This window comes from Kitasatospora sp. NPDC094028, assembly GCF_049543595.1.
Lineage (GTDB): Bacteria > Actinomycetota > Actinomycetes > Streptomycetales > Streptomycetaceae > Kitasatospora.
This window is the reverse complement of sequence record NZ_JBMVFA010000009.1, coordinates 108348-125889: the sequence shown is the minus strand read 5'-3', so window position 1 is coordinate 125889 and position 17542 is coordinate 108348. Positions and strand designations below refer to the sequence as shown.

At 74.4% G+C, this 17542-nt stretch carries 19 protein-coding genes; 4 read left to right on the top strand and 15 right to left on the bottom strand.

The features are described from left to right. Positions 1-144 precede the first annotated feature (144 nt). From ACPC54_RS16590 to ACPC54_RS16570, 5 genes are all read right to left on the bottom strand, one after another. On the bottom strand, positions 145-738 hold the full coding sequence (locus ACPC54_RS16590; RefSeq protein ID WP_498965500.1) for a Uma2 family endonuclease: 594 nt from the start codon (positions 736-738) through the stop codon (positions 145-147). Positions 739-833: 95 nt separating this feature from the next. Continuing rightward, on the bottom strand, positions 834-1322 hold the full coding sequence (locus ACPC54_RS16585) for a GNAT family N-acetyltransferase (RefSeq protein ID WP_498965499.1): 489 nt from the start codon (positions 1320-1322) through the stop codon (positions 834-836). Between the two features lie 53 nt (positions 1323-1375). Then, positions 1376-2341, bottom strand: coding sequence for an SGNH/GDSL hydrolase family protein (locus tag ACPC54_RS16580; protein WP_498965498.1), 966 nt, complete (start codon positions 2339-2341; stop codon positions 1376-1378). A 145-nt stretch (positions 2342-2486) separates the two neighbouring features. Continuing rightward, positions 2487-3785: a TerD family protein gene (locus tag ACPC54_RS16575; protein WP_498965497.1), complete on the bottom strand. Its 1299-nt coding sequence runs from the start codon at positions 3783-3785 to the stop codon at positions 2487-2489. 176 nt (positions 3786-3961) lie between these two features. Beyond that, a complete protein-coding gene (locus ACPC54_RS16570; RefSeq protein WP_498965496.1) occupies positions 3962-5173 on the bottom strand; it encodes a hypothetical protein in 1212 nt (403 codons plus the stop codon). A gap of 328 nt (positions 5174-5501) precedes the next feature. On the opposite strand from ACPC54_RS16570, the gene ACPC54_RS16565 reads away from it, so the two are divergent. After that, on the top strand, positions 5502-6005 hold the full coding sequence (locus tag ACPC54_RS16565) for an SsgA family sporulation/cell division regulator (RefSeq protein ID WP_498965495.1): 504 nt from the start codon (positions 5502-5504) through the stop codon (positions 6003-6005). Here the strand turns inward: ACPC54_RS16565 and ACPC54_RS16560 are convergent. The 3 genes from ACPC54_RS16560 to ACPC54_RS16550 all read right to left on the bottom strand — a co-directional run bounded on the left by ACPC54_RS16560 (position 5921) and on the right by ACPC54_RS16550 (position 9150). Then, positions 5921-7486, bottom strand: coding sequence for a GAF domain-containing protein (locus ACPC54_RS16560; protein ID WP_498965494.1), 1566 nt, complete (start codon positions 7484-7486; stop codon positions 5921-5923). The genes ACPC54_RS16565 and ACPC54_RS16560 overlap by 85 nt on opposite strands. Before the next feature lie 141 nt (positions 7487-7627). Continuing rightward, positions 7628-8746: a M56 family metallopeptidase gene (locus ACPC54_RS16555; protein WP_498965615.1), complete on the bottom strand. Its 1119-nt coding sequence runs from the start codon at positions 8744-8746 to the stop codon at positions 7628-7630. Continuing rightward, positions 8746-9150 (bottom strand): BlaI/MecI/CopY family transcriptional regulator, encoded by a 405-nt coding sequence (locus ACPC54_RS16550; protein WP_498965493.1) that lies wholly within the window; start codon positions 9148-9150, stop codon positions 8746-8748. Before ACPC54_RS16550 ends, ACPC54_RS16555 begins: the two co-directional genes overlap by 1 nt. Before the next feature lie 125 nt (positions 9151-9275). Here ACPC54_RS16550 and ACPC54_RS16545 point away from each other — a divergent pair, with 125 nt between their 5' ends. The 3 genes from ACPC54_RS16545 (at position 9276) to ACPC54_RS16535 (ending at position 11264) form a co-directional block, all read left to right on the top strand. Further along, a complete protein-coding gene (locus ACPC54_RS16545) occupies positions 9276-9941 on the top strand; it encodes a DedA family protein (RefSeq protein ID WP_498965492.1) in 666 nt (221 codons plus the stop codon). Then, on the top strand, positions 9941-10609 hold the full coding sequence (locus ACPC54_RS16540; RefSeq protein WP_498965491.1) for a phosphatase PAP2 family protein: 669 nt from the start codon (positions 9941-9943) through the stop codon (positions 10607-10609). Before ACPC54_RS16545 ends, ACPC54_RS16540 begins: the two co-directional genes overlap by 1 nt. Before the next feature lie 139 nt (positions 10610-10748). Beyond that, positions 10749-11264 carry a pyridoxamine 5'-phosphate oxidase family protein gene (locus tag ACPC54_RS16535; RefSeq protein ID WP_498965490.1) on the top strand — a complete coding sequence of 172 codons (516 nt, stop codon included), beginning with the start codon at positions 10749-10751 and terminating at the stop codon, positions 11262-11264. A 284-nt stretch (positions 11265-11548) separates the two neighbouring features. Here the strand turns inward: ACPC54_RS16535 and ACPC54_RS16530 are convergent, their stop codons facing one another. The 7 genes from ACPC54_RS16530 to ACPC54_RS16500 form a co-directional block, all read right to left on the bottom strand. Beyond that, positions 11549-12040, bottom strand: coding sequence for a hypothetical protein (locus ACPC54_RS16530; RefSeq protein WP_498965489.1), 492 nt, complete (start codon positions 12038-12040; stop codon positions 11549-11551). A gap of 80 nt (positions 12041-12120) precedes the next feature. Then, the gene (locus ACPC54_RS16525; protein ID WP_498965488.1) at positions 12121-12441 is read right to left on the bottom strand and encodes a DMT family transporter; all 321 of its coding nucleotides are present in this window, start codon (positions 12439-12441) and stop codon (positions 12121-12123) included. Between the two features lie 7 nt (positions 12442-12448). Then, positions 12449-13171, bottom strand: a complete 723-nt coding sequence (locus ACPC54_RS16520; protein ID WP_498965487.1) for an HAD family hydrolase — start codon at positions 13169-13171, stop codon at positions 12449-12451. Between the two features lie 58 nt (positions 13172-13229). Then, positions 13230-14315 carry an ABC transporter ATP-binding protein gene (locus ACPC54_RS16515; protein ID WP_498965486.1) on the bottom strand — a complete coding sequence of 362 codons (1086 nt, stop codon included), beginning with the start codon at positions 14313-14315 and terminating at the stop codon, positions 13230-13232. A gap of 31 nt (positions 14316-14346) precedes the next feature. After that, the gene (locus tag ACPC54_RS16510) at positions 14347-15156 is read right to left on the bottom strand and encodes an ABC transporter permease (RefSeq protein WP_498965614.1); all 810 of its coding nucleotides are present in this window, start codon (positions 15154-15156) and stop codon (positions 14347-14349) included. Further along, positions 15156-16133 (bottom strand): ABC transporter permease, encoded by a 978-nt coding sequence (locus tag ACPC54_RS16505; protein ID WP_498965485.1) that lies wholly within the window; start codon positions 16131-16133, stop codon positions 15156-15158. The genes ACPC54_RS16510 and ACPC54_RS16505 overlap by 1 nt, the downstream gene beginning before the upstream one ends. An 8-nt stretch (positions 16134-16141) precedes the next feature. Then, positions 16142-17317 carry an ABC transporter substrate-binding protein gene (locus ACPC54_RS16500; RefSeq protein WP_498965484.1) on the bottom strand — a complete coding sequence of 392 codons (1176 nt, stop codon included), beginning with the start codon at positions 17315-17317 and terminating at the stop codon, positions 16142-16144. Positions 17318-17542 lie beyond the last annotated feature (225 nt).

Below are 17542 nucleotides of genomic sequence, written 5' to 3'. Positions count from 1 at the left end.
TCTGTCGGGCGCGGCCGGGCGGGGCCCCGCCCAACCGTGCTTTTCTGCGGGCGCCCATGGGCCCCCCCCCCGCCGCGGCCCCCCCCCCGGGGGGGGGGGGGGCCCCCCCCCGTGGGGGGGGGGGGGGGGCCGCTCCGCCGCATTTCAGAGGAAGTCCTTGGTGTCCAGTTGGAGTTCGAAGGGCGCCGGGATGGTGAGCGGCTCGCCGAAGGCGGCCAGGTGGACCTCGGTGTACTCCTCGCGATGTGGCTTGCCGAAGAGGCTGAGCTGAGCCTTCTCGCGGTCGATGAGGAGGTAGAGCGGGATGCCGGCCCGGGCGTAGCAGTGCCGCTTGGCGATGCGGTCGAGGTCGGGCTTGCTCGACGTGACCTCGGCCACCATGGCGACGCCGTCCGGCTCCATCCACGGCGGGGCGCCACGGAACAGGCGGAGTTCCCGTGGCGCGAACGTCGCATCCGGGATGACGTGGTTCTTCGGGCAGAGGCCGCCGCTGACGAGGCGGAGGCCCTTGCCGCCCGACACCTGCATGTGGACCTTGGACTTCGCCTTGACCTGGTCGATCAGCAGGTCGATGTAGTCCTCGTGATCGCCGTCCGGCGGTGGTGCCACGATGATCTCTCCCTCGATGAGCTCGGCCCGGAAGCCTTCGGGGGAGTGCAGGCTCAGGAAGCTCTCCAGCAGGATGTCGGCCTGCGATGGGGAGCCCGTGATCGGTTGCTCATGCGCCACAGCACTCATGATGCCCCTCCTTCAGGTGGGCGTCACGCTATTCACCTTCGAGCCGGGTTATGCCGTGCACGGCGGACTTTCACCCGATGGTGTGAGCGCCGAACCTACAGGGGGCGGTGCATGACGTGGAGGCCGACGTAGCCCTCGGTGGGGTGGTGGAAGGCGTCCGGGACGGTGCCGACGATGGTGAAGCCGAGGGACTGGTAGAGCTTCACGGCGTGGCGGTTGCTGGCGACCACGGCGTTGTACTGCATGGCGCGGTAGCCCTCGCGGCGGGCCCAGTCGAGGGAGTACTCGACCAGGGCCCGGCCGATGCCCTTGCCGTGGTGGGCCGGGTCGACCATGTAGCTGGCGCTGGCCACGTGGGAGCCGTTGCCGGGGCGGTTGCGGTTCATGTTGGCGGTGCCGACGATCGTGCCGTCCTCGTCCACCGCGACCACCGTGCGGTTGGGGGCGGTGAGCATCCACCACTCGGCGCCGAGCTCGGAGGGCATGTCGAGGGGGTAGGGGAAGGTCTCGCCGGCGGCGACGATCTGCTGGAAGAAGGGCCAGATGGCCGGCCAGTCCTCGGGGGTGGCTTCGCGGATGAGCATCCGGACAGGATGCGGGGAGGGCGGGCGGGCGGCAACTGGTTTTTGCCGGTCGGTCAGCTGCCGAGGAGGGCCTTCTCGACGGCGGTGGCGATGTGGGCCTGGCCGGTGGCGTTGGGGTGGACCACGGCGTACCTGAGCGGGACGATGCTGCTCAGCACGCCGTCCAGCCAGTGGTCGGAGTCGCAGACGCTGTGGCCGGCGGAGGCGGGGTAGAGGTCGACGAAGGTGTCCCGGTGGCGGGCGGTCTGGGCGGCGATCACCCCGTTGAGCGGTTCGAGGATCGCGGTGCGGGCCCAGGCGAGGTCGCCGGTGGTGAAAGTGGCGAACTGCAGCAGGTCGCCGTAGCGGCAGAGGCCGGCGTCCTCGGGGAAGAGGTGCGGATAGCCGACCGTGACGACCCGGGCGAACTGGGCCTTGGCGTGCAGGGAGTTGAGCATGTTCCCGTAGTCGCCGCTGAGTTGGTGGAAGCGGTCGGACAGGCTCGGGTCGTACTTGTCCTTGCAGGGCGTGCCCTGGCCGTGGGCGGCGGCGCCGAGTTCGATGCAGTCCTTGAGGATCTGGCCGAAGCCGAGGTCGTTGCCGCCGGTGCCGACCGTGATGACGTCGGCGTCCGGGGAGACGGCGTCGATCTGTGGCGGGACGGGCGGGTAGGGGGCGTTCGGGTCGGTGCCGAGCGGGGGGAGTGGGCGGCCGCCCGGGGTCTGCGCGTCCGCGTAGACGTTCCGGCTGGTCGCGCCGCCGCAGCTGACGTTGCGCAGGTCGACCAGGGAGCCGAGGTCGTGGCGGATCACCTCGGGGTAGGAGAGCTCGGTGCGGGCGCAGCCGTCGCGGGGCTCGGTCAGGTCGCCGGTGGCCTCGATGACGCCCGCGGTGTAGGAGTCGCCGAGGGCGGCCCAGCGGAGGGTGGCGGGGCGCGGGGCGGGCTTGGCGGCGGCCTGCGTGCCGGTGGGGGAGATCAGGCCGGCGGCGAGGGCGACGGCGGAGCCGGCGACGGCCAGGCGGGACAGGAAGCGCGGCACGGTCTCTCCTCAACGGGTGCAACGGGTGCAACGGGTGCGAGGGAGAGCGTGATTCACCCCCCTGAAGGTTGATCGAGTCGTTCCGTGGACGACTTGATGCCTCAGGAGGGTGAATTCGCGGCCGTGGCCGTGACGTTGGGGCGGCTCAGAGCAGGGCGGCGGAGGGCTCGATCATGCCCCGGGCCGTCTTGGCGTCGACGAACTCGCCGAGGGCGGTCATCTCCCACTCGCCGGAGGGGCGGCGGACCAGCTTGCACATCACCACGCCGGTGTAGGGCTCCGAGTGGGTCAGGTCGAAGCGGACCAGCTCCTCGTCGGACTTCACGTCCACCAGGCGGCAGTACGCGTTGCGGACCTCGGTGAACTTCTGGCCGGAGAAGGAGTTGACCACGAAGACCAAGGCCTGGACCTCGGCCGGCAGGCCCTCCAGGTGCACGGTGATCGACTCGTCGTCACCGCCCTCGCCGCCGACCAGGTTGTCGCCGGAGTGCGCGATCGAGCCGTTGAAGACGTTCAGCTTCATGAACCAGGCCGTCTCCAGGCGCTTGTGCTGCGCGTCGAAGGCCAGGCAGGAGGCGTCCAGGTCGATGTCGCGGCCCCGGCCGGCGGACTCCCAGCCGAGGGCCATCCGGACCGAGGAGAGGTACGGGCGGCCGTTCTTGATCAGCGAGACCGAGCTGCCCTTGACCAGGCTGACCCGGCCCTTGTCGAGGGTGACCTTGGGGGTGCTCGGCGGCGGGGCGGCGGGCGGTGCGGGCGGTGCGGCGGGCGGGGCCGGGGGCAGCGGGGTGGCGGTGGTGAAGCCGACCCGCGGGTCGACCGGGGACGCCGGCGGGACGGGCGGCTGTGCGACCGGCGGCTGTGCGACCGGCGGCGCCGGGGGCACGGGCGGTGCGGGCGGTATCGGCTGCGAGACCGCGGCCGCGGCGGCCGCGGGGGAGTCGTCGACGGTGACGCCGAAGTCGGTGGCGATGCCCGCCAGGCCGTCCGCGTAGCCCTGGCCGACCGCGCGGACCTTCCAGGCGCCGCCGCGCCGGTAGACCTCGACCACGATCAGCGCGGTCTCCAGGCCGAGCCGGGCCGGGGTGAAAGTGACCAGGACGTCGCCGGTGTCCGCGTCGCGGACGGTGGCGGTGGGCTCGATCCCGGCGAAGGTCGAACTCTGGTCGGCGGGGCTGGCGGTGACCACGATCTTCTCGATGCCGGCCGGGACGGCCGCGGTGTCGACGGTGATCGCGTCCGGCGCGCCCGCGGCGGCCGGGCGCAGGCTGACGCCGGGCCCGTGCGGGGCGTTGAAGAAGACGAAGTCGGCGTCCGAGCGGACCTTGCCGTCGGCGGCCAGCAGCAGGGCGGAGACGTCCAGCGCCTTGGGCGCGGTGACCTCGACGGTCACCCGCGGGGCGGTCAGCGGGGCGTTGCCGCCCGGGGGCAGGACGGTGGACACGGACTCCTCCTCGGATGCGGGGCGACGGCCCGGCCGGGGCGGTCGGGGCCGCCGGGCCGGGTGCTGCCCACAGTAACGAACGGCCGTGCCGGGATGAGCCCGGCCGGGGGCGGTGACCTGTCGGATCGTCGGGCGGGCGGGCTGCCGGGCTGCCGGGCTGACGGGCTGCCGGGGGGTCAGCGGGTGGCGGGCCGTGGCGCGGGTGCCGCGAAGCCGCCGAGGGCGGCGACCGCCCGGGGGTGGTGGATGCCGAAGGCGGCGGCGTTCCAGCTCTCCGCCGGAGCAGTCGGAGCCCCCGGAGCAGTCGGAGTCCCTGGAGCCGCCGTGGCCGTGGCGGCCGGTGCGGCCGGGCGGCCGCCGTGCACGGTGAAGCCGTACCGGCCGGGCCGGACGTCGGTGCCGGGCGGGGTGGTGAAGCGGTACACCAGGGTGCCGCGCTCCTGCTGGGCGGTGACCACGGCGCCCGGCAGGTCGGTCCAGGCCGAGCCGCTGCCGGGGGCCGACTCGCCCGGGGCGAGCCGGAATTCGGCCTGTAGAGCGGTGACCGGCTCGGCGACGGTCAGGTCGAGCCGGTGCCGCAGGCCGTCCGGGCCGAGCGGGGTGCGCCGGGCGACGCCGGTCAGCCCGGGGGCGGTGTCGTCGTCGGCGGCGTCGGCCGGGTGGTCGACGGCGTCCGGCGCGTCCGGCGCGGAGGGCGTCGTGGGTGCCGTGGGCGTCGGGGGCGTCGGGGCGGTGGGTGCGGTGGCGCCGGGCAGCGGCCCGGGGGCGAGCGGCCGGGCGGCGTGCGGGCGCGCCGCGGGGGCGGGCGGCGGGGGCGAGACGGAGGCGGAGGGCGACGCGGTGTCCGAGGGCATGGCCGCTCCGGCGCCGGGCGGGGTGCTCGGCGGCTGCGGGCCCTGGGGAGTGCTCTGCGCCCCGGCGAGCGGGGTGTCGTGGCCGGGGGCGTCGTGCACGGAGGTCTGCCCGCCGGTCGGCGGCACGGTCGGAGTGGGCCGGTCCGCGGGCCGGTCGCCGGCCGCCGCCGGGCCCTTGACGGGGCGGTGGCCGGGGTGGGTCGAGGGCGCGCCGGACGGCAGCCGGACCTGGCCCTGCTCGTCGGTGGCCTCGGTGGCCTCGGTCCGGTCGGTGGCGCTGGGGGCGGGCGGCGGGGTGGTGCCGACCCGGGCGACGCCGGCCCGGCGGCCGATGCCCTGCTGCTCGTTCAGCAGGAGGGTGGTGGCGATGCTGATGCCGACCACGGTGGACATCGCCATCGCGGCGCCGGAGAAGCGCAGGGTGGGCAGCCGGAACCGGCCGCCGAACGGACGCGGCCGCCCGTGCCGGCCGTGCTGCGCGGGCTCGTGCCGCACGTCCCGCACGTCCCGCACGGTGTCCTCGGGACCTGCCACCGGACCCCTCCCTCCCCGAAGTCGCCGTCGCGTCGCAGCATTCTCCCACGCACCGCGGGGCGTCCCGTGCCCGGCCGTTCGGGCAGGGCGGGCCGCTCTCCCGCGCCGGGAGGGGGAGAGCGTACCAGCGGGTGGCCGAACGGTGGACGGGTTCCATCCACTTCATGGACATTCGTTCACGGGAAGGGAGTTGACGGTCCGTCTGATAACTCCGACCGGCGGCGGAACCGGTCGACCGGTGGTGATTGCAACCCCCTTGCAACCCTTGCCCGCCGGGCCCCGGTGACGCAGGCTGAGGTCAATCCACGCCGTTCCCGGAGAGACCGTCATGCCGCCCGACCCGCTGTCCGCAGCCTCCAGTGCACCCCTCGCCGCCACCCCCACGGGCGGCGATGGGGAGGGCTCCACCGCCGCTCCGGCGGCGGTGGAGGAGGTGCTGATGCTGCGGATCTCGCTGGGCGAGGAAGTGGTCGGCGAGGTGCGCACCCGGTTCCGGTTCGACGCCGCCCGCCCGTACGAGGTGCTGCTGACCTTCCACCTGGGGCGCCCGGACGAGGCGGACTGGGTGTTCTCCCGCGACCTGCTGCGCGACGGCCTGCGCATGCTGAGCGGCCAGGGCGACGTCAAGCTGTGGCCGGCCTACTGCCCCTGCCACGGCTCGACGCTCCACCTGGCGCTCGAATCCCCGCACGGCAGCGCCCTGCTGGAGGCCTCGATGCCCCGGGTGCGGAACTGGCTGGAGCGCACCTACGGGCTGGTCTCCGTCGAGCAGGAGCGCGACTGCGGCCCCACCGACGCCCAGTTGGCCGCGCTGCTCGACGGCGGCTGCTGAGCCCCGCGCCCCCGGGCCCGAGGCCGCGGGACGGCGGACGGCGCGGCCCCCGGCAGCCGGACGGTGCCCGCCGCCAGCGCGGCCCGCAGCCGCCGCACGGCCGGGGCCGAGGAGGACGGCAGCAGGTCGTACGGGTCCTCCGGGCCGTCCACCGTCACCAGCACCGACTCGGCGAAGCGGTACGGCCGGTGGGCCAGCAGCCCGCCCAGGTAGCGGCGCAGCCTGGACAGCTCGGCGCGCACCGTGACCGTCCGGGCCGGGTCGCCGAACAGCGCGTCCGCGAGCTGCGCGGCGGTGCTGCCGTCGCGGGCGGTGGCGAGCAGGAGCAGCAGTTCGGCGTGGCGCGGGCTGAGCGGGTGCGACCAGCTGTCGGCGGCGCCCCGGACGGACAGTTCGGGGCGGTCCGGGCGGCGCAGGTCGAGCCGCAGCCGGGCGCCCTCGGCCCGCTCGGTGCTCGGCGCGCCGAGGCCGTCCGCCCCCGCGCCGTCGCTGCCGGAGCCGTCCGGGCCGGGGCGGCGGACGGGGCGCACCAGCCAGCCGTCCGCGAGCGGCTCCAGGACGCACTCGCCGAGGCCCGGCACCCAGTGCACGGCCGCCGGGGCCCAGCCCTGGCTGGGCACCCGCAGCCGGTCCGGCGCGGGCAGCCCGGCCGCGGCCGCCGTCCAGCCGGCCGAGTCGACGACCAGGGCGGGCCCGCCGACCCGGGCGAGCAGCGGCGCGGCCAGGGTGCGGAGCTGGTGCAGCGCCTCCAGCCGCTGGGCGCGCAGCTCGGTCTCGGCGAGCCGGGCGGCGGTGGCGGTGAGCTGCAGCAGGTACGGGCGGACGCTGTGCGCGGGACCGCTCAGGTTGATCGCGCCGACCAGCCGCCCGGTGCCCGGGTCGTGGACGGGCGCGGCCACGCAGGTCCAGGAGTGGTGGCTGCGCAGGTAGTGCTCGGAGGAGTGGACCTGCATCGGGCGCTGCGCCCGCAGCGTGGCGGCGATGCCGTTGGTGCCGACGCTCTCCTCGTTCCACTTGGCGCCGGTCAGGAAGCCGATCCGCTCGGCGCTGCGGCGCAGGCCGCGCTCGCCCTCCTGCCAGAGCACGTGGCCCTCGGCGTCGGCGATCGCCAGGATCAGCGGGGCCTGGGCGACCGGCTGGAGCACGGTGTCGCGCAGCACTGGCATGACGGTGTCCAGGCCGCTGGCGCGGCGGCGGTGTTCGAGCTCGGCCGGGCCGAGGTGGTGGACGGTGGCGATGCCGGTGTCCGGGTCGAGGCCGAGGCGGCGCAGCCGGGCCCAGGAGTCGCCGATCTCGGGGCGCGGTTCCAGCAGGGCGCCGGGGCTGCCCGGCTCGGCGTTGCCGCGGTCGGCGAAGGCGGGCTGGGCGAGTTCCCGGGCGGCGGCGTCGGCGAGGGTGCGCTCGTGCACCTTGGCCAGTTCCGCCGCGGTCGGCGGGGTGCGGCGCTCTGGCCGTCGGGACTGCCGTCCGGTCTGCCGCACTCGCCTCGCTCCTCAGCGCCGTCCGAGGTCGCGCCGGGGCCGACGCGCTGACGAAAGCGTACGGGTGCGGTGCGTTTCTGGGGATGGGGTCTGCCAACTCGGCACACCCGGGCTTCCGGGGCGTGCCGAGCGGCACGGGATCTAGCCGTGTGCGCCGGGTTCGTGCTGGGCGGCCTCGACGGTGTGGTGCAGGTCGGCGGTGGCCTCCAGGGTGGCGGCGGCGCTCAGGGCCAGGCAGGCGGCGAGGGCCAGGGCGGCGGCGCGGCGGCGGGTGCCGGGGGCGGCGGCCGGGCGGGGCTGGAGGAGGGCGGCGACGCGGCGCGGGACGGGCCCGGAGTGGGCGGCGGCGACCAGCCGGGGGCGGGCCGGCCAGGGCGAGCGGCTGGCGGCGAGGGCGGCCCGGCCGACCGCGCGGGCGGTCACGGCGCGGTCGCCGACCCGGGCGGCGGCCACCTCGTCGGCCCAGCGCTCCAGGTGGTACCCGAGGGGCGCGCGCAGCGGGCGGAGCGCCGGGTGGAGGTTTGCGGCGTGCTCGGCGAGCGCGAGGAAGAGGTGGTGGCGGGCGCTCAGGTGGGCGCGCTCGTGGGCGAGCAGGGCGGCCCGCTCCGGCCCGTCCAGGGCGCGCAGCATGCCGGCGGTGACCACGATCCGGCCGGGCTCGCCGGGGCGGCCGGGTAGCTGCGCACGGCCGGGCAGGGCGAAGGCGTCGGCGCGCTCGTCGTCCAGGACGGCGAGCGGGGGCTCCGCGGGCCGCAGCAGCGCGCGGAGCTGCCGGGCGGCGGTCTGCTGCGCGGTGCGCGCCCGGCGCACGGAGGCGCCTCGGGGGCGCACGGCCGGGGCGGCTGGGGCCTCGGGGAGGTGCGGTGCGGCGGTCGGGCCCGGGGCCTCGGTGAGGCCCGGGTGGTCGGGCAGCGCGGCCCGGGCGGTGCGCAGGTCCCGCTGCCGGCGCCGGGCGGTGCGCACGGCGAGCGCCGCGAGGGCGGCCAGGACGGGCCCGGCCGCGGCGGCGGCGAGCGGGGCGTCGGGGGCGGCCGCGGTGAGCCAGGGCAGCGACAGGTGGCCGAGGGCGGCGACCGGCGGCAGGTGCAGCAGCCCGGCGGTGGCGAGCAGGCCGAGCGAGCAGAGGGTGCCGCCGGCCAGCACGGCGGCGGTGCCGGCCAGCATCCAGGCGGCGGCCCGGGGCGGCAGCGCCTCGGCGAGGCGGCGGGCCAGGGGCGCGGCCAGGAAGGGCAGCAGCAGCGGGGCCCAGACGGCGAACATCACGGTGCGGCCGCCCTTCCGGGGCCGGGGCCGGTGCCGTCGCCGCCGAGGAGGTCGCGCAGCAGCTGCTCGTCCTCGGCGGAGAGGTCGGAGACGAAGCGGGCGAGCACGGTGGAGCGGTCGGCCTCGCGGCCGAGCTCGGTGTGCATCCGGCGGGCGGCGAGGCCGGCGGTGTCCTGGACGGTCGGGGTGTAGGCGTAGGCGCGGCCGGCCCGGGTGCGCATCAGCGTCCCCTTGTCGTGCAGCCGGGCCAGGATCGTGGCGATCGTGGTGCGGGCGAGGTCGCGGCCGAGGGCGGCCTGGACGTCCTGCGGGGTCATCGGCTGTCTCGCGGACCAGAGCGCGGCCAGCACCTCGGCCTCCAGCTCCCCGGCGGGCCGGCGGGCGGACGGTACGTCGGACATGGCGGCGCTTCCTCCAGGTTTCGTCTACAGTCATGTAGACCGTCTACGCAACTGTAGACGGTGCGGGTCGGTCCTGCCGGGAACTGCGGAGGACCGCCCCCCAACGTACGGGAGGTCCGCCAGCCTTGCTCCAGTTCCCTGTCGACGCGGTCCACCTCGCGGTGAATCCCCTGGACGCGTCCTCGCTGCTCACCGCCTTCGGCGCGCTCGGCATCGCCGTCGTGCTGTTCGCCGAGACCGGCCTGCTGGTGGGCTTCTTCCTGCCCGGCGACTCGCTGCTGTTCACGGCCGGCCTGCTCTGCGTGCCCGGCGCCACCAGCGGCCCGCGGCTGCACCTGTGGCAGGTGCTGCCCGCCGCCCTGGTCGGGGCGCTGGCCGGGGCCCAGGTCGGCTACCTGATCGGCCGCCGCGGCGGGCGGGCGCTGCTCGCCCGGACGAAGCGCAGGAGCCTGCTGGAGGGCGTCGGGCGGGCCGAGGAGCTGCTGGCGAAGTACGGGCACGGCAAGGCGATCGTGCTCGCCCGGTTCATCCCGGTGGTCCGGACGGTGCTGAATCCGCTCTGCGGCGTACTCGGCGTGCCCGCTCGCTCGTTCACCTTCTGGCAGGTGACCGGCGGGGCGGTGTGGACCGTCGGCGTCGTGCTGGCCGGGTACGGGCTCGGGTCGTCGGTGCCCAGCATCGACCGATATCTGCTGCCGATCATCGGTCTGGTAGTAGTTGTCTCCGTGCTCCCCATCGTTATCGAACTGTTCCGCGCCCGTTCGGCGCGCCGTCACGGAGGTGACGTGTGATGTCCTCTCGGGCTCTCGCTGTGTACGACGGCAGCGGCATCGACGGCAGCGTCTACACGCAGGTGAACAAGTGGGTGCAGTCCGCCCCGCACTGGCTCAACGACGTGATCAAGGTCTGGTCGGCGCTCGGCCTCGGGCTGTTCGCCGTCTTCATGCTCTACGCCTGGTGGCGGGCGCGCGGCGCCGACTCGGCGACCATGGCCAAGGTGCTGGCCTCGCCGGTGATCGTGGTCGTCGCGTACGTCGCCAACTCGGTCCTCAAGGGCCAGGTCGAGGAACTCCGGCCCTGCGCGCAGATCCACGGCAGCCTCGCGCTGGAGACCTGCCCGGCCGCCGGTGACTGGTCCTTCCCGAGCAACCACTCGGTGATCGCCTTCGCCGCCGCGATCGCGCTCTGGTTCGTGAGCTGGCGGCTCGGCGTCGTCGCCACCGTCTTCGCCGCGCTGATGGCCGCCTCCCGGGTCTGGGTCGGCGTGCACTACCCGCACGACGTCGTGGTCGGCGCGCTGGTCGGCACCCTGGTCGCGCTGATCCTGGCGCCGCTGGCCGGGCGCTGCGCACCGCTGGTCGACAAGCTGCGGGCCGGCGCGCTGCGCCCGCTGCTGGGCCCCGGCGAGCTGCCGGTGGTGGCGCGCGGGTACGCGGCCCCCGGGACGCGGTCGTACTGATTCCGCCGCTCGCCTTGTCCGGTTTCGGACGGCGGGTGGAGCATGTGAGCCGGGTGCGGCGCCCCTCGACGGGGGTGCCCGCCCGGCTCAGTCGTGCCCGGGGCGCGAGTGCCGGGCCTGCCAGCGGAGGGAGCGCCGAATGCCGTACCGACTCGACATCACGCAGGGGGACTGGCCGGGCGACTCTCCGGAGAAGGGCGTCGAGGCGCTGCTCGGCGAGGCCATCGTGCTCACCCTCGCCACCGCCGGCCACGAGCGCGGGCCGCACGCCAACCTGGCCTTCTTCGCCCACGACGACGACCTCGTCCTGTACTTCGTCAGCGAGCGCGCCACCCGGCACAGCCACCACCTCGCCGAGGAGGCCCGGGCCGCCGCCACCGTCTTCCTCCCGCCGCCCGTCTTCGGCGAGCAGCTGCGCGGGCTCCAGCTCACCGGCAGCGCCGGCGAGGCCTGGGGGCGGCAGGCCGAGGCGGCGTTCGCGGCGTACCAGGGGCGGTTCCCGACCTTCGCCCAGGACGAGGACACCCGGCGGCAGTTCCTCACCGGCGGCGGCGCGGCGGCGCTCTACCGCTTCCGGGTCGACGAGCTGACGGCCGTCGACGAGCCCAACTTCGGCCGGCGCAACTTCCTCCGGGCCCGGGTGCTGCGGGGGTAGCCGTCAGGCCTCGCCGCCCGCTCTGCGGACGCCCGCGACGCCGGCCGCGACGCCGAGGGCCATCGGGGCCGCGTTGAGGCCGAGGGCGTCCGCCACGTCCCCGGAGTGGTCGATGTCCTTCGGGTAGTGCGCCTGCGCGACGCCCGCGGGGTGGTAGCGGACGGTGAGCCGATCACCGACCGCGCGCGAGCCCGGGTCGTCGGCGGCTCCGGCCCGGCCGGCACCGCAGGCGGAGGCGCCTTCGGTCGGCCGGGGCCGGGCCCGCCTTCGCTGCGCGCATGGCGTCAGCGGCGCCAGAAGCCGCGCTTTTTCGGGGCGACCTTCTCGATCACGGCCGCGACGAACAGCTCGGCGACGGGCGAGGGCCCCTGGCCGTAGTTGATGTGGCCCTTGGCGTCCCACTCGCCGAGGACGGTGCCGGGGCTGCCGTCGAACGGGCTGACGGCGTGTTCGAGGGTGAGGTAGCGGACCTTCTTCGTTCCCTTGGGGTGCACCGCGGCGACGAAGTGAGCCTCGGCGGCGCCGGTCGGGGTGGGCAGCGTGACCAGCAGCATGTTGTGGCCGTCGATCTGCAGGTGGCGGCAGTCGAGGCCGTGGCTGGGCAGCCGGTGCTCGGGCGGGAGGGTCTGCCCGTAGTCCTCCCAGATGCCGACGATGACGGGCAGCAGGCTGCCGCCGTCCGGGGTGGGCGAGGCCAGCCGGGGGCCGTACTCCAGGACCTGGCGGGCGAGTTCGCGGTGTGCGAAGCGGTAGTGGTGCGGACGCGGATCGGTCATGGGGCCACGGTAGGCGAAGGTGCCGGAGGGGGTGGTCGAAATGTTCGACCACCCCCTCCGGCACGGCAGTTGACGTGTCGTCAGTGGCTGCTCTTCAGGTTGAGCACGACCACGCCGACGATCACCAGCGCGAGCCCCAGGTACTGCAGCCGGCCCAGTTGCTCGCCGAAGGCGACCACGCCGATCCCGGCGACCGCCGCCGTCCCGGCCCCGGACCAGACCGCGTAGGCGATCGAGACCGGGATGTGCTTGAGCGCCCGGCCGAGCAGGAAGAAGGACAGCGCGTAGCCGATCCCCACCCCGAGGCTGGGCCACAGGCGGGTGAACCCCTCGGTGAGCTTGAGGCAGCTGGTGGCGCAGACCTCGCTCAGGATGGCGAGGGCGAGCAGGACGTAGGGCATGGGCGGATCAATCGACGGGGGCGGTGGAGAGCTTCCCGAGCAGCGCGAGGTCGGCCTGCTCCAGGCTGGCGAGCAGCGTGATCCGGCCGCCGGCCGGCATCACGACGTCGGTGGACGGCACGGCGAGCACGGCGCAGCCGGCCGTGCTGGCGGAGGCGACGCCGGTCGGGGTGTCCTCGACGGCGAGGCAGACGGTCGGGTCCAGGCCGAGCCGTTCGGCGGCGGCGAGGTAGGGCTCCGGGTGGGGCTTGGTGCGCGGGGTGTCCTCGGCGGCCAGGGTGGTGGCGAACCAGTCGCGGCCGATGGCGGACAGGACGAGGTCGACCACCCGGCGCGGGGAGGCGGAGACCAGCGCGGCGGGCACGCCGGCGTCGCGCAGCGCGGCGAGCAGGGCGAGCGCGCCGGGGCGCGGCACCGTCTCGGCGGCGACCTTCCCGGCGAAGGAATCGCCGAGCCGGGCGGCGAGTTCGGCCTCGCTCAGCTCGGTGCCGCTGACCTTGTGCAGGTGGGCGGCGGTGTGCTCGACGGCCTGGCCGAGCACCTCCGGGGCGTCCTGCTCGGTGAGCGGGTGGCGCAGTTCCTCGGCGAGCTCGGCGGCGGCCTGCCACCAGAGCTGCTCGGTGTCGACCAGGGTGCCGTCCATGTCGAACAGGACGGCGGCGGGCAGCACGGCGGGCGCGGCCGGGGTGGATGCGGCCGGGACGGATGCGGGCAGGGCGGACTCAGGCATGGCGGTACCTTCGGATGATTCAGCTTCGGAGATTCTCGCAGAGCGCGCGGCGCGGCTGTCAGGCGGGACGGCGGTCCACCAGCACCGGGCGCTGCGGGAGGGTGAGCTCGGCCCGGGAGCCGACCGGCAGCGCGGCGGTGGCCTCGGTGGGCAGGTCGGCCTTGACCTCGGTGCCGTCGTCGAGGCGGACGGTGAGCCGGGTGACGGCGCCCAGGAAGGACGCGTTGACCACCAGCGCCGGGCCGTTCTCGCTCGGCGCCAGCAGGACGTTCTCCGGGCGGACCAGCACCTGCAGCTCGCCGTCGGCGGGGATCTCGCCGTCCACGGCGTGCCGGCGGCCGAGCACCTCGACGCCCTCCGAGGTGCGGGCGCACGGGATGCGGCTCATGGTGCCGACGAACTCGGCGACGAAGGCGGTGGCCGGCCGGCCGTACAGCTCGGACGGGGTGGCGCACTGCTCCAGCCGGCCGGCGCGCAGCACCGCGACGCGGTCGGCCATCGACAGCGCCTCCTCCTGGTCGTGGGTGACGAACAGGGTGGTGATGCCGAGCTCCTGCTGCAGGCGGCGGATCTCCTCGCGCAGCTGCAGGCGGACCTTGGCGTCCAGTGCGGACAGCGGCTCGTCGAGCAGCAGCACGCGCGGCTGCAGGGCGAGGGCGCGGGCGAGCGCGATGCGCTGCTGCTGGCCGCCGGACATCTGGTGCGGGTAGTGCTCGGCGCGGTGCGGCAGGCCGACCAGCTCCAGCAGCTCCTGGGCGCGCTTGCGGCGCTCGGCCTTGCCGGTGCCGCGCATCCGCAGCCCGAAGGCGACGTTGTCGAGCGCGGTCAGGTGCGGGAAGAGGCTGTACGACTGGAACACCATGCCCGCGTCGCGCTTGTGCGCCGGGATCGAGGTGATGTCCTTGCCGTCGACCAGCACCTCGCCGGAGTCGTGCTGCTCGAAGCCGGCCAGGATGCGCAGCGCGGTGGTCTTGCCGCAGCCGGACGGGCCGAGCAGGGCGAGCAGCTCGCCGGGGTGGACGGTCAGGTCGAGGCCGTCGAGGGCGGTGGTGGCGCCGAAGGAGCGGCGCAGCGAGCGGAACTCGACGGTGGCGCTGCCGGGGGCGAGCGCGACGCCGCCGGCGGTGGCGGTGGCCGTGGTCATGACTGGGAACTCCTGGAAAGCGTGGGGTGGTTCAGGACCGGGCGGTCTTGCGGCCGCGGCCGACGGCGGACATCAGCAGCAGGACGAGCCAGACGATCAGCAGGCTGAGCATCGAGACCGCGACGGACATCTGGCCGTCGCTCTTGCCGTTGGAGTTGATCCACACCGAGAAGGGGGCGAAGCCGAGGATGGAGGCGGTGGTGAACTCGCCGAGCACCAGGGCGACGGTGAGCACGGCCGCGTTCAGCAGCGCGCTGCGCAGGTTCGGCAGCACCACGGTGAAGACGGCGCGCAGCCAGCCGGCGCCGCAGTTGCGGGCGGCCTCGACCAGGGTGACCACGTCCACGCCGCGCAGGCCGGAGTCGATCGCCCGGTAGGCGAACGGCAGCGCCATCAGCACGTAGGCGATGATCAGGACGATCGGGAAGCCCGGGTCCTGGATCGCCACGATGGTCTGGAAGAACGGCGTGTCCTGCAGGTAGTCCGGGCCCCAGCGCAGCACGCCGATGATGCCGGTGGTGAGCGCGACGACGGGGACGACCAGCGGCATCGAGCACATCACCTCGATCACCGGGCGCAGCTTCGGGGCGCCGAGCCGGGCGGCGAGCACCGCCGGCACGAGCAGGAGCAGCAGCACGGCCACGGTGACGCCGGCCAGTTCGAGGCTGAGCACCAGGCTGTCGGTGAAGCCGGGCGCGTTCAGCAGCTCGGTGTAGGCGCGGAAGGTGGTCCCGCCCTTGTTGTCGTCGATGCTGAACCACAGCGAGGCGGCCATCGGCACCGCGAAGTAGGTCCCGCAGATCAGCAGGACCAGGCCGCGGCCGAAGCGGATGCGATTGATCAGGCGAGCCACTTGGCACTCCGGCGCTGAAGGGGCAGGTACAGGGCCATCACCAGGCAGGCGACCACGATCATGTCGAGGCCGAGGGCGAGGGCGAGGTTGCCCTGTCCGACCAGGACGTTGCCGGACAGCGCGTCGCCGATCTGCATCGAGATCAGCGGCACCGAACTGCCCACCATGGCCTCGGCGGTGGCGTACGCGGCGAAGGAGGCGCCGAACAGCAGCACGAAGCCGCCGAGCAGCGAGGGCAGCAGGACGGGCAGCGCCACGTGCCGCCAGTACTGCACCGAGGTGGCGCCGTTGTTGGCGGCGGCCTCGCGCCACTGGGTCTTCAGGCCCTCCAGGGCCGGGGTGATGGTGATGACCATCAGCGGGACCAGGAAGTAGAGGTAGACCACCGACAGGCCGGAGAAGGTGTAGAGGCTCCAGCCGTGCTTGGTCAGGCCGAGCTTCCTGGTGACCTCGCCGGCGTTGCCGAGGGTGGCGACGAACATGAACGCCAGCGGGACGCCGCCGAAGTTGGCGAGCACGCCGGAGGCGGACATCACGGCCTCGCGGAAGACCCGGTGGCGGGAGGTCGCCACGGCCTGGGCCAGCGGCAGGCCGACCACGGTGGCGATCAGCGCGGTCAGCAGCGACAGCTTCACGCTGCCCCACAGGGCCGTCCAGTAGGCGCCCTGCAGCGAGCCGGTGATGTTGTCGGTGGTGAACGTGCCACCGCCGTCCGGGGCGTCGGAGGAGGTGGTGAACGCGCCGATGGCGATCGCGACGGCGGGCAGGCCGAAGCCGATCACGAAGAACAGGATCAGCGGGAGGGCGGCGAGCCAGGCGCGGCTGCCGCCGGCCCGGCGGCGGCCGGGGCGGGGAGCCTTGGCGGTGCGGGCCGAGGCCGTGGTGGGGGTGGCGGGGCCGGGGGCGCCCCCGCCGCTCTGGGCGGCGGAGGCGGGGGCCGGCACCGGGGTGGGAGCCGTAGTCATGAGTCAGATCAGCCCGAGATCGCCTTGGCCCAGTTCTCGGTCACGACCTTCTTGGCCGCCGTGGTCTGGTCGTCGGTCGGGAAGGTGGTGAAGGGCTTCTCGACGGCCGGCAGCTTGGCGGCGAGGGTCGCGTCCAGGGTGCCGGCGGCCTTCATGGCGTCGAACAGGGCCGGGTTGGCGTAGCCGCCCAGGAAGCCGTTCTGGCCCTCCGCGCTGTAGAGGTACTCCTCCCACAGGCGGGCGGCGGCCGGGTGCGGCGCGTCCTTGTTGATGGCCTGGTTGTAGAAGTTGGCGTAGACGCCGTCGGACGGGATGGCGACCTGCCAGTCGATGCCCTTGTCCTTGAACTTGTCGGCGTAGCCGGTGTTCAGGTAGGACCAGTCGATGGAGATCGGGGTCTCGCCCTTCTCGATGGTCGCCGGGGTGACCTCGACCGGGTTGAAGTTGCCGGCCTGCTTCAGCTTGCCGAAGAAGTCGATGCCGGGCTGGATGTTGTCCAGCGAGCCGCCGTTGGCCAGGGCGGCGGCCATGACGGCGCTGTACGCGGCGTTCGCCTTGGTCGGGTTGCCGTTCAGCGCGACCATGCCCTTGTAGTCGGGCTTCAGCAGGTCGGCGAAGGTCTTCGGGCAGGCCGAGACCTTCTTGGCGTCGCAGGCGATCGAGATGTAGCCGCCGTAGTCGTTGTAGCGCAGACCGTCGGCGTCCTTCATGGTGGCCGGGATCTTGTCGAAGTCGGCGACCTTGTACGGGGCGAACAGGCCCTGCTTGGCGCCGGAGGTGGCGAACGCGGCGCCCAGGTCGACGACGTCGGGGGCGCGGTCCTGGCCCTTGCGGGAGGTGATCGCGTTGATCTCGTCCTGGCTGGAGCCGTCCGGGTTCTCGTCCTCGATCTCGATGCCGTACTTGGCCTTGAAGCCGTCCATCAGCTTGCCGTAGTTCGCCCAGTCCTTGGGCAGCGTGATGACGTGCAGCTTGCCCTCCTTCTTGGCGGCGGCGACCAGGGCGTCCATTCCGCCCAGGTCGGCGGCGGAGGTGGCGGTCTTGGCGCTCTTGCCGCCGCCGGACACGTCGTTGGAGCCGGCCTTGGCGGACGAGGAGCCGGCGGAACCGCAGGCGGTGAGCGAGAGTGCGGCGGCGGTCAGTACAGCCGCGATGGCGGCGGTGCGGGCGCGGTGCACGGTCACGGGTCAGTCTCCTGAGAAGGGGGCTTTGCTGGGTTCTGCAGCAAGGGAGAGGCGTCGGGATCGGGGGATCCGGCGAGCGGCGGGTCCGGAGCGGTCCGAGGTGAGTTCGGATCCGTCCGAGTTGACTAGCCAACTTCGCTGACGGAGGTAAGTAACCAGGAACCCGGTGACGGGAAGGTGAACGGACGGCTCAGAGCCGGGGTCGGCTGCGGGAACGGTGGAATC

What these genes read in the sequence shown, in the direction of transcription:
- ACPC54_RS16590 (WP_498965500.1), bottom strand. Translation starts at nt 738, where the DNA reads ATGAGTGCTGTGGCGCATGAGCAACCGATCACGGGCTCCCCATCGCAG.
- ACPC54_RS16585 (WP_498965499.1), bottom strand. Translation starts at nt 1,322, where the DNA reads ATGCTCATCCGCGAAGCCACCCCCGAGGACTGGCCGGCCATCTGGCCC.
- ACPC54_RS16565 (WP_498965495.1), top strand. Translation starts at nt 5,502, where the DNA reads ATGCCGCCCGACCCGCTGTCCGCAGCCTCCAGTGCACCCCTCGCCGCC.
- ACPC54_RS16555 (WP_498965615.1), bottom strand. Translation starts at nt 8,746, where the DNA reads ATGTTCGCCGTCTGGGCCCCGCTGCTGCTGCCCTTCCTGGCCGCGCCC.
- ACPC54_RS16550 (WP_498965493.1), bottom strand. Translation starts at nt 9,150, where the DNA reads ATGTCCGACGTACCGTCCGCCCGCCGGCCCGCCGGGGAGCTGGAGGCC.
- ACPC54_RS16540 (WP_498965491.1), top strand. Translation starts at nt 9,941, where the DNA reads ATGTCCTCTCGGGCTCTCGCTGTGTACGACGGCAGCGGCATCGACGGC.
- ACPC54_RS16535 (WP_498965490.1), top strand. Translation starts at nt 10,749, where the DNA reads ATGCCGTACCGACTCGACATCACGCAGGGGGACTGGCCGGGCGACTCT.
- ACPC54_RS16530 (WP_498965489.1), bottom strand. Translation starts at nt 12,040, where the DNA reads ATGACCGATCCGCGTCCGCACCACTACCGCTTCGCACACCGCGAACTC.
- ACPC54_RS16525 (WP_498965488.1), bottom strand. Translation starts at nt 12,441, where the DNA reads ATGCCCTACGTCCTGCTCGCCCTCGCCATCCTGAGCGAGGTCTGCGCC.
- ACPC54_RS16520 (WP_498965487.1), bottom strand. Translation starts at nt 13,171, where the DNA reads ATGCCTGAGTCCGCCCTGCCCGCATCCGTCCCGGCCGCATCCACCCCG.
- ACPC54_RS16515 (WP_498965486.1), bottom strand. Translation starts at nt 14,315, where the DNA reads ATGACCACGGCCACCGCCACCGCCGGCGGCGTCGCGCTCGCCCCCGGC.
- ACPC54_RS16505 (WP_498965485.1), bottom strand. Translation starts at nt 16,133, where the DNA reads ATGACTACGGCTCCCACCCCGGTGCCGGCCCCCGCCTCCGCCGCCCAG.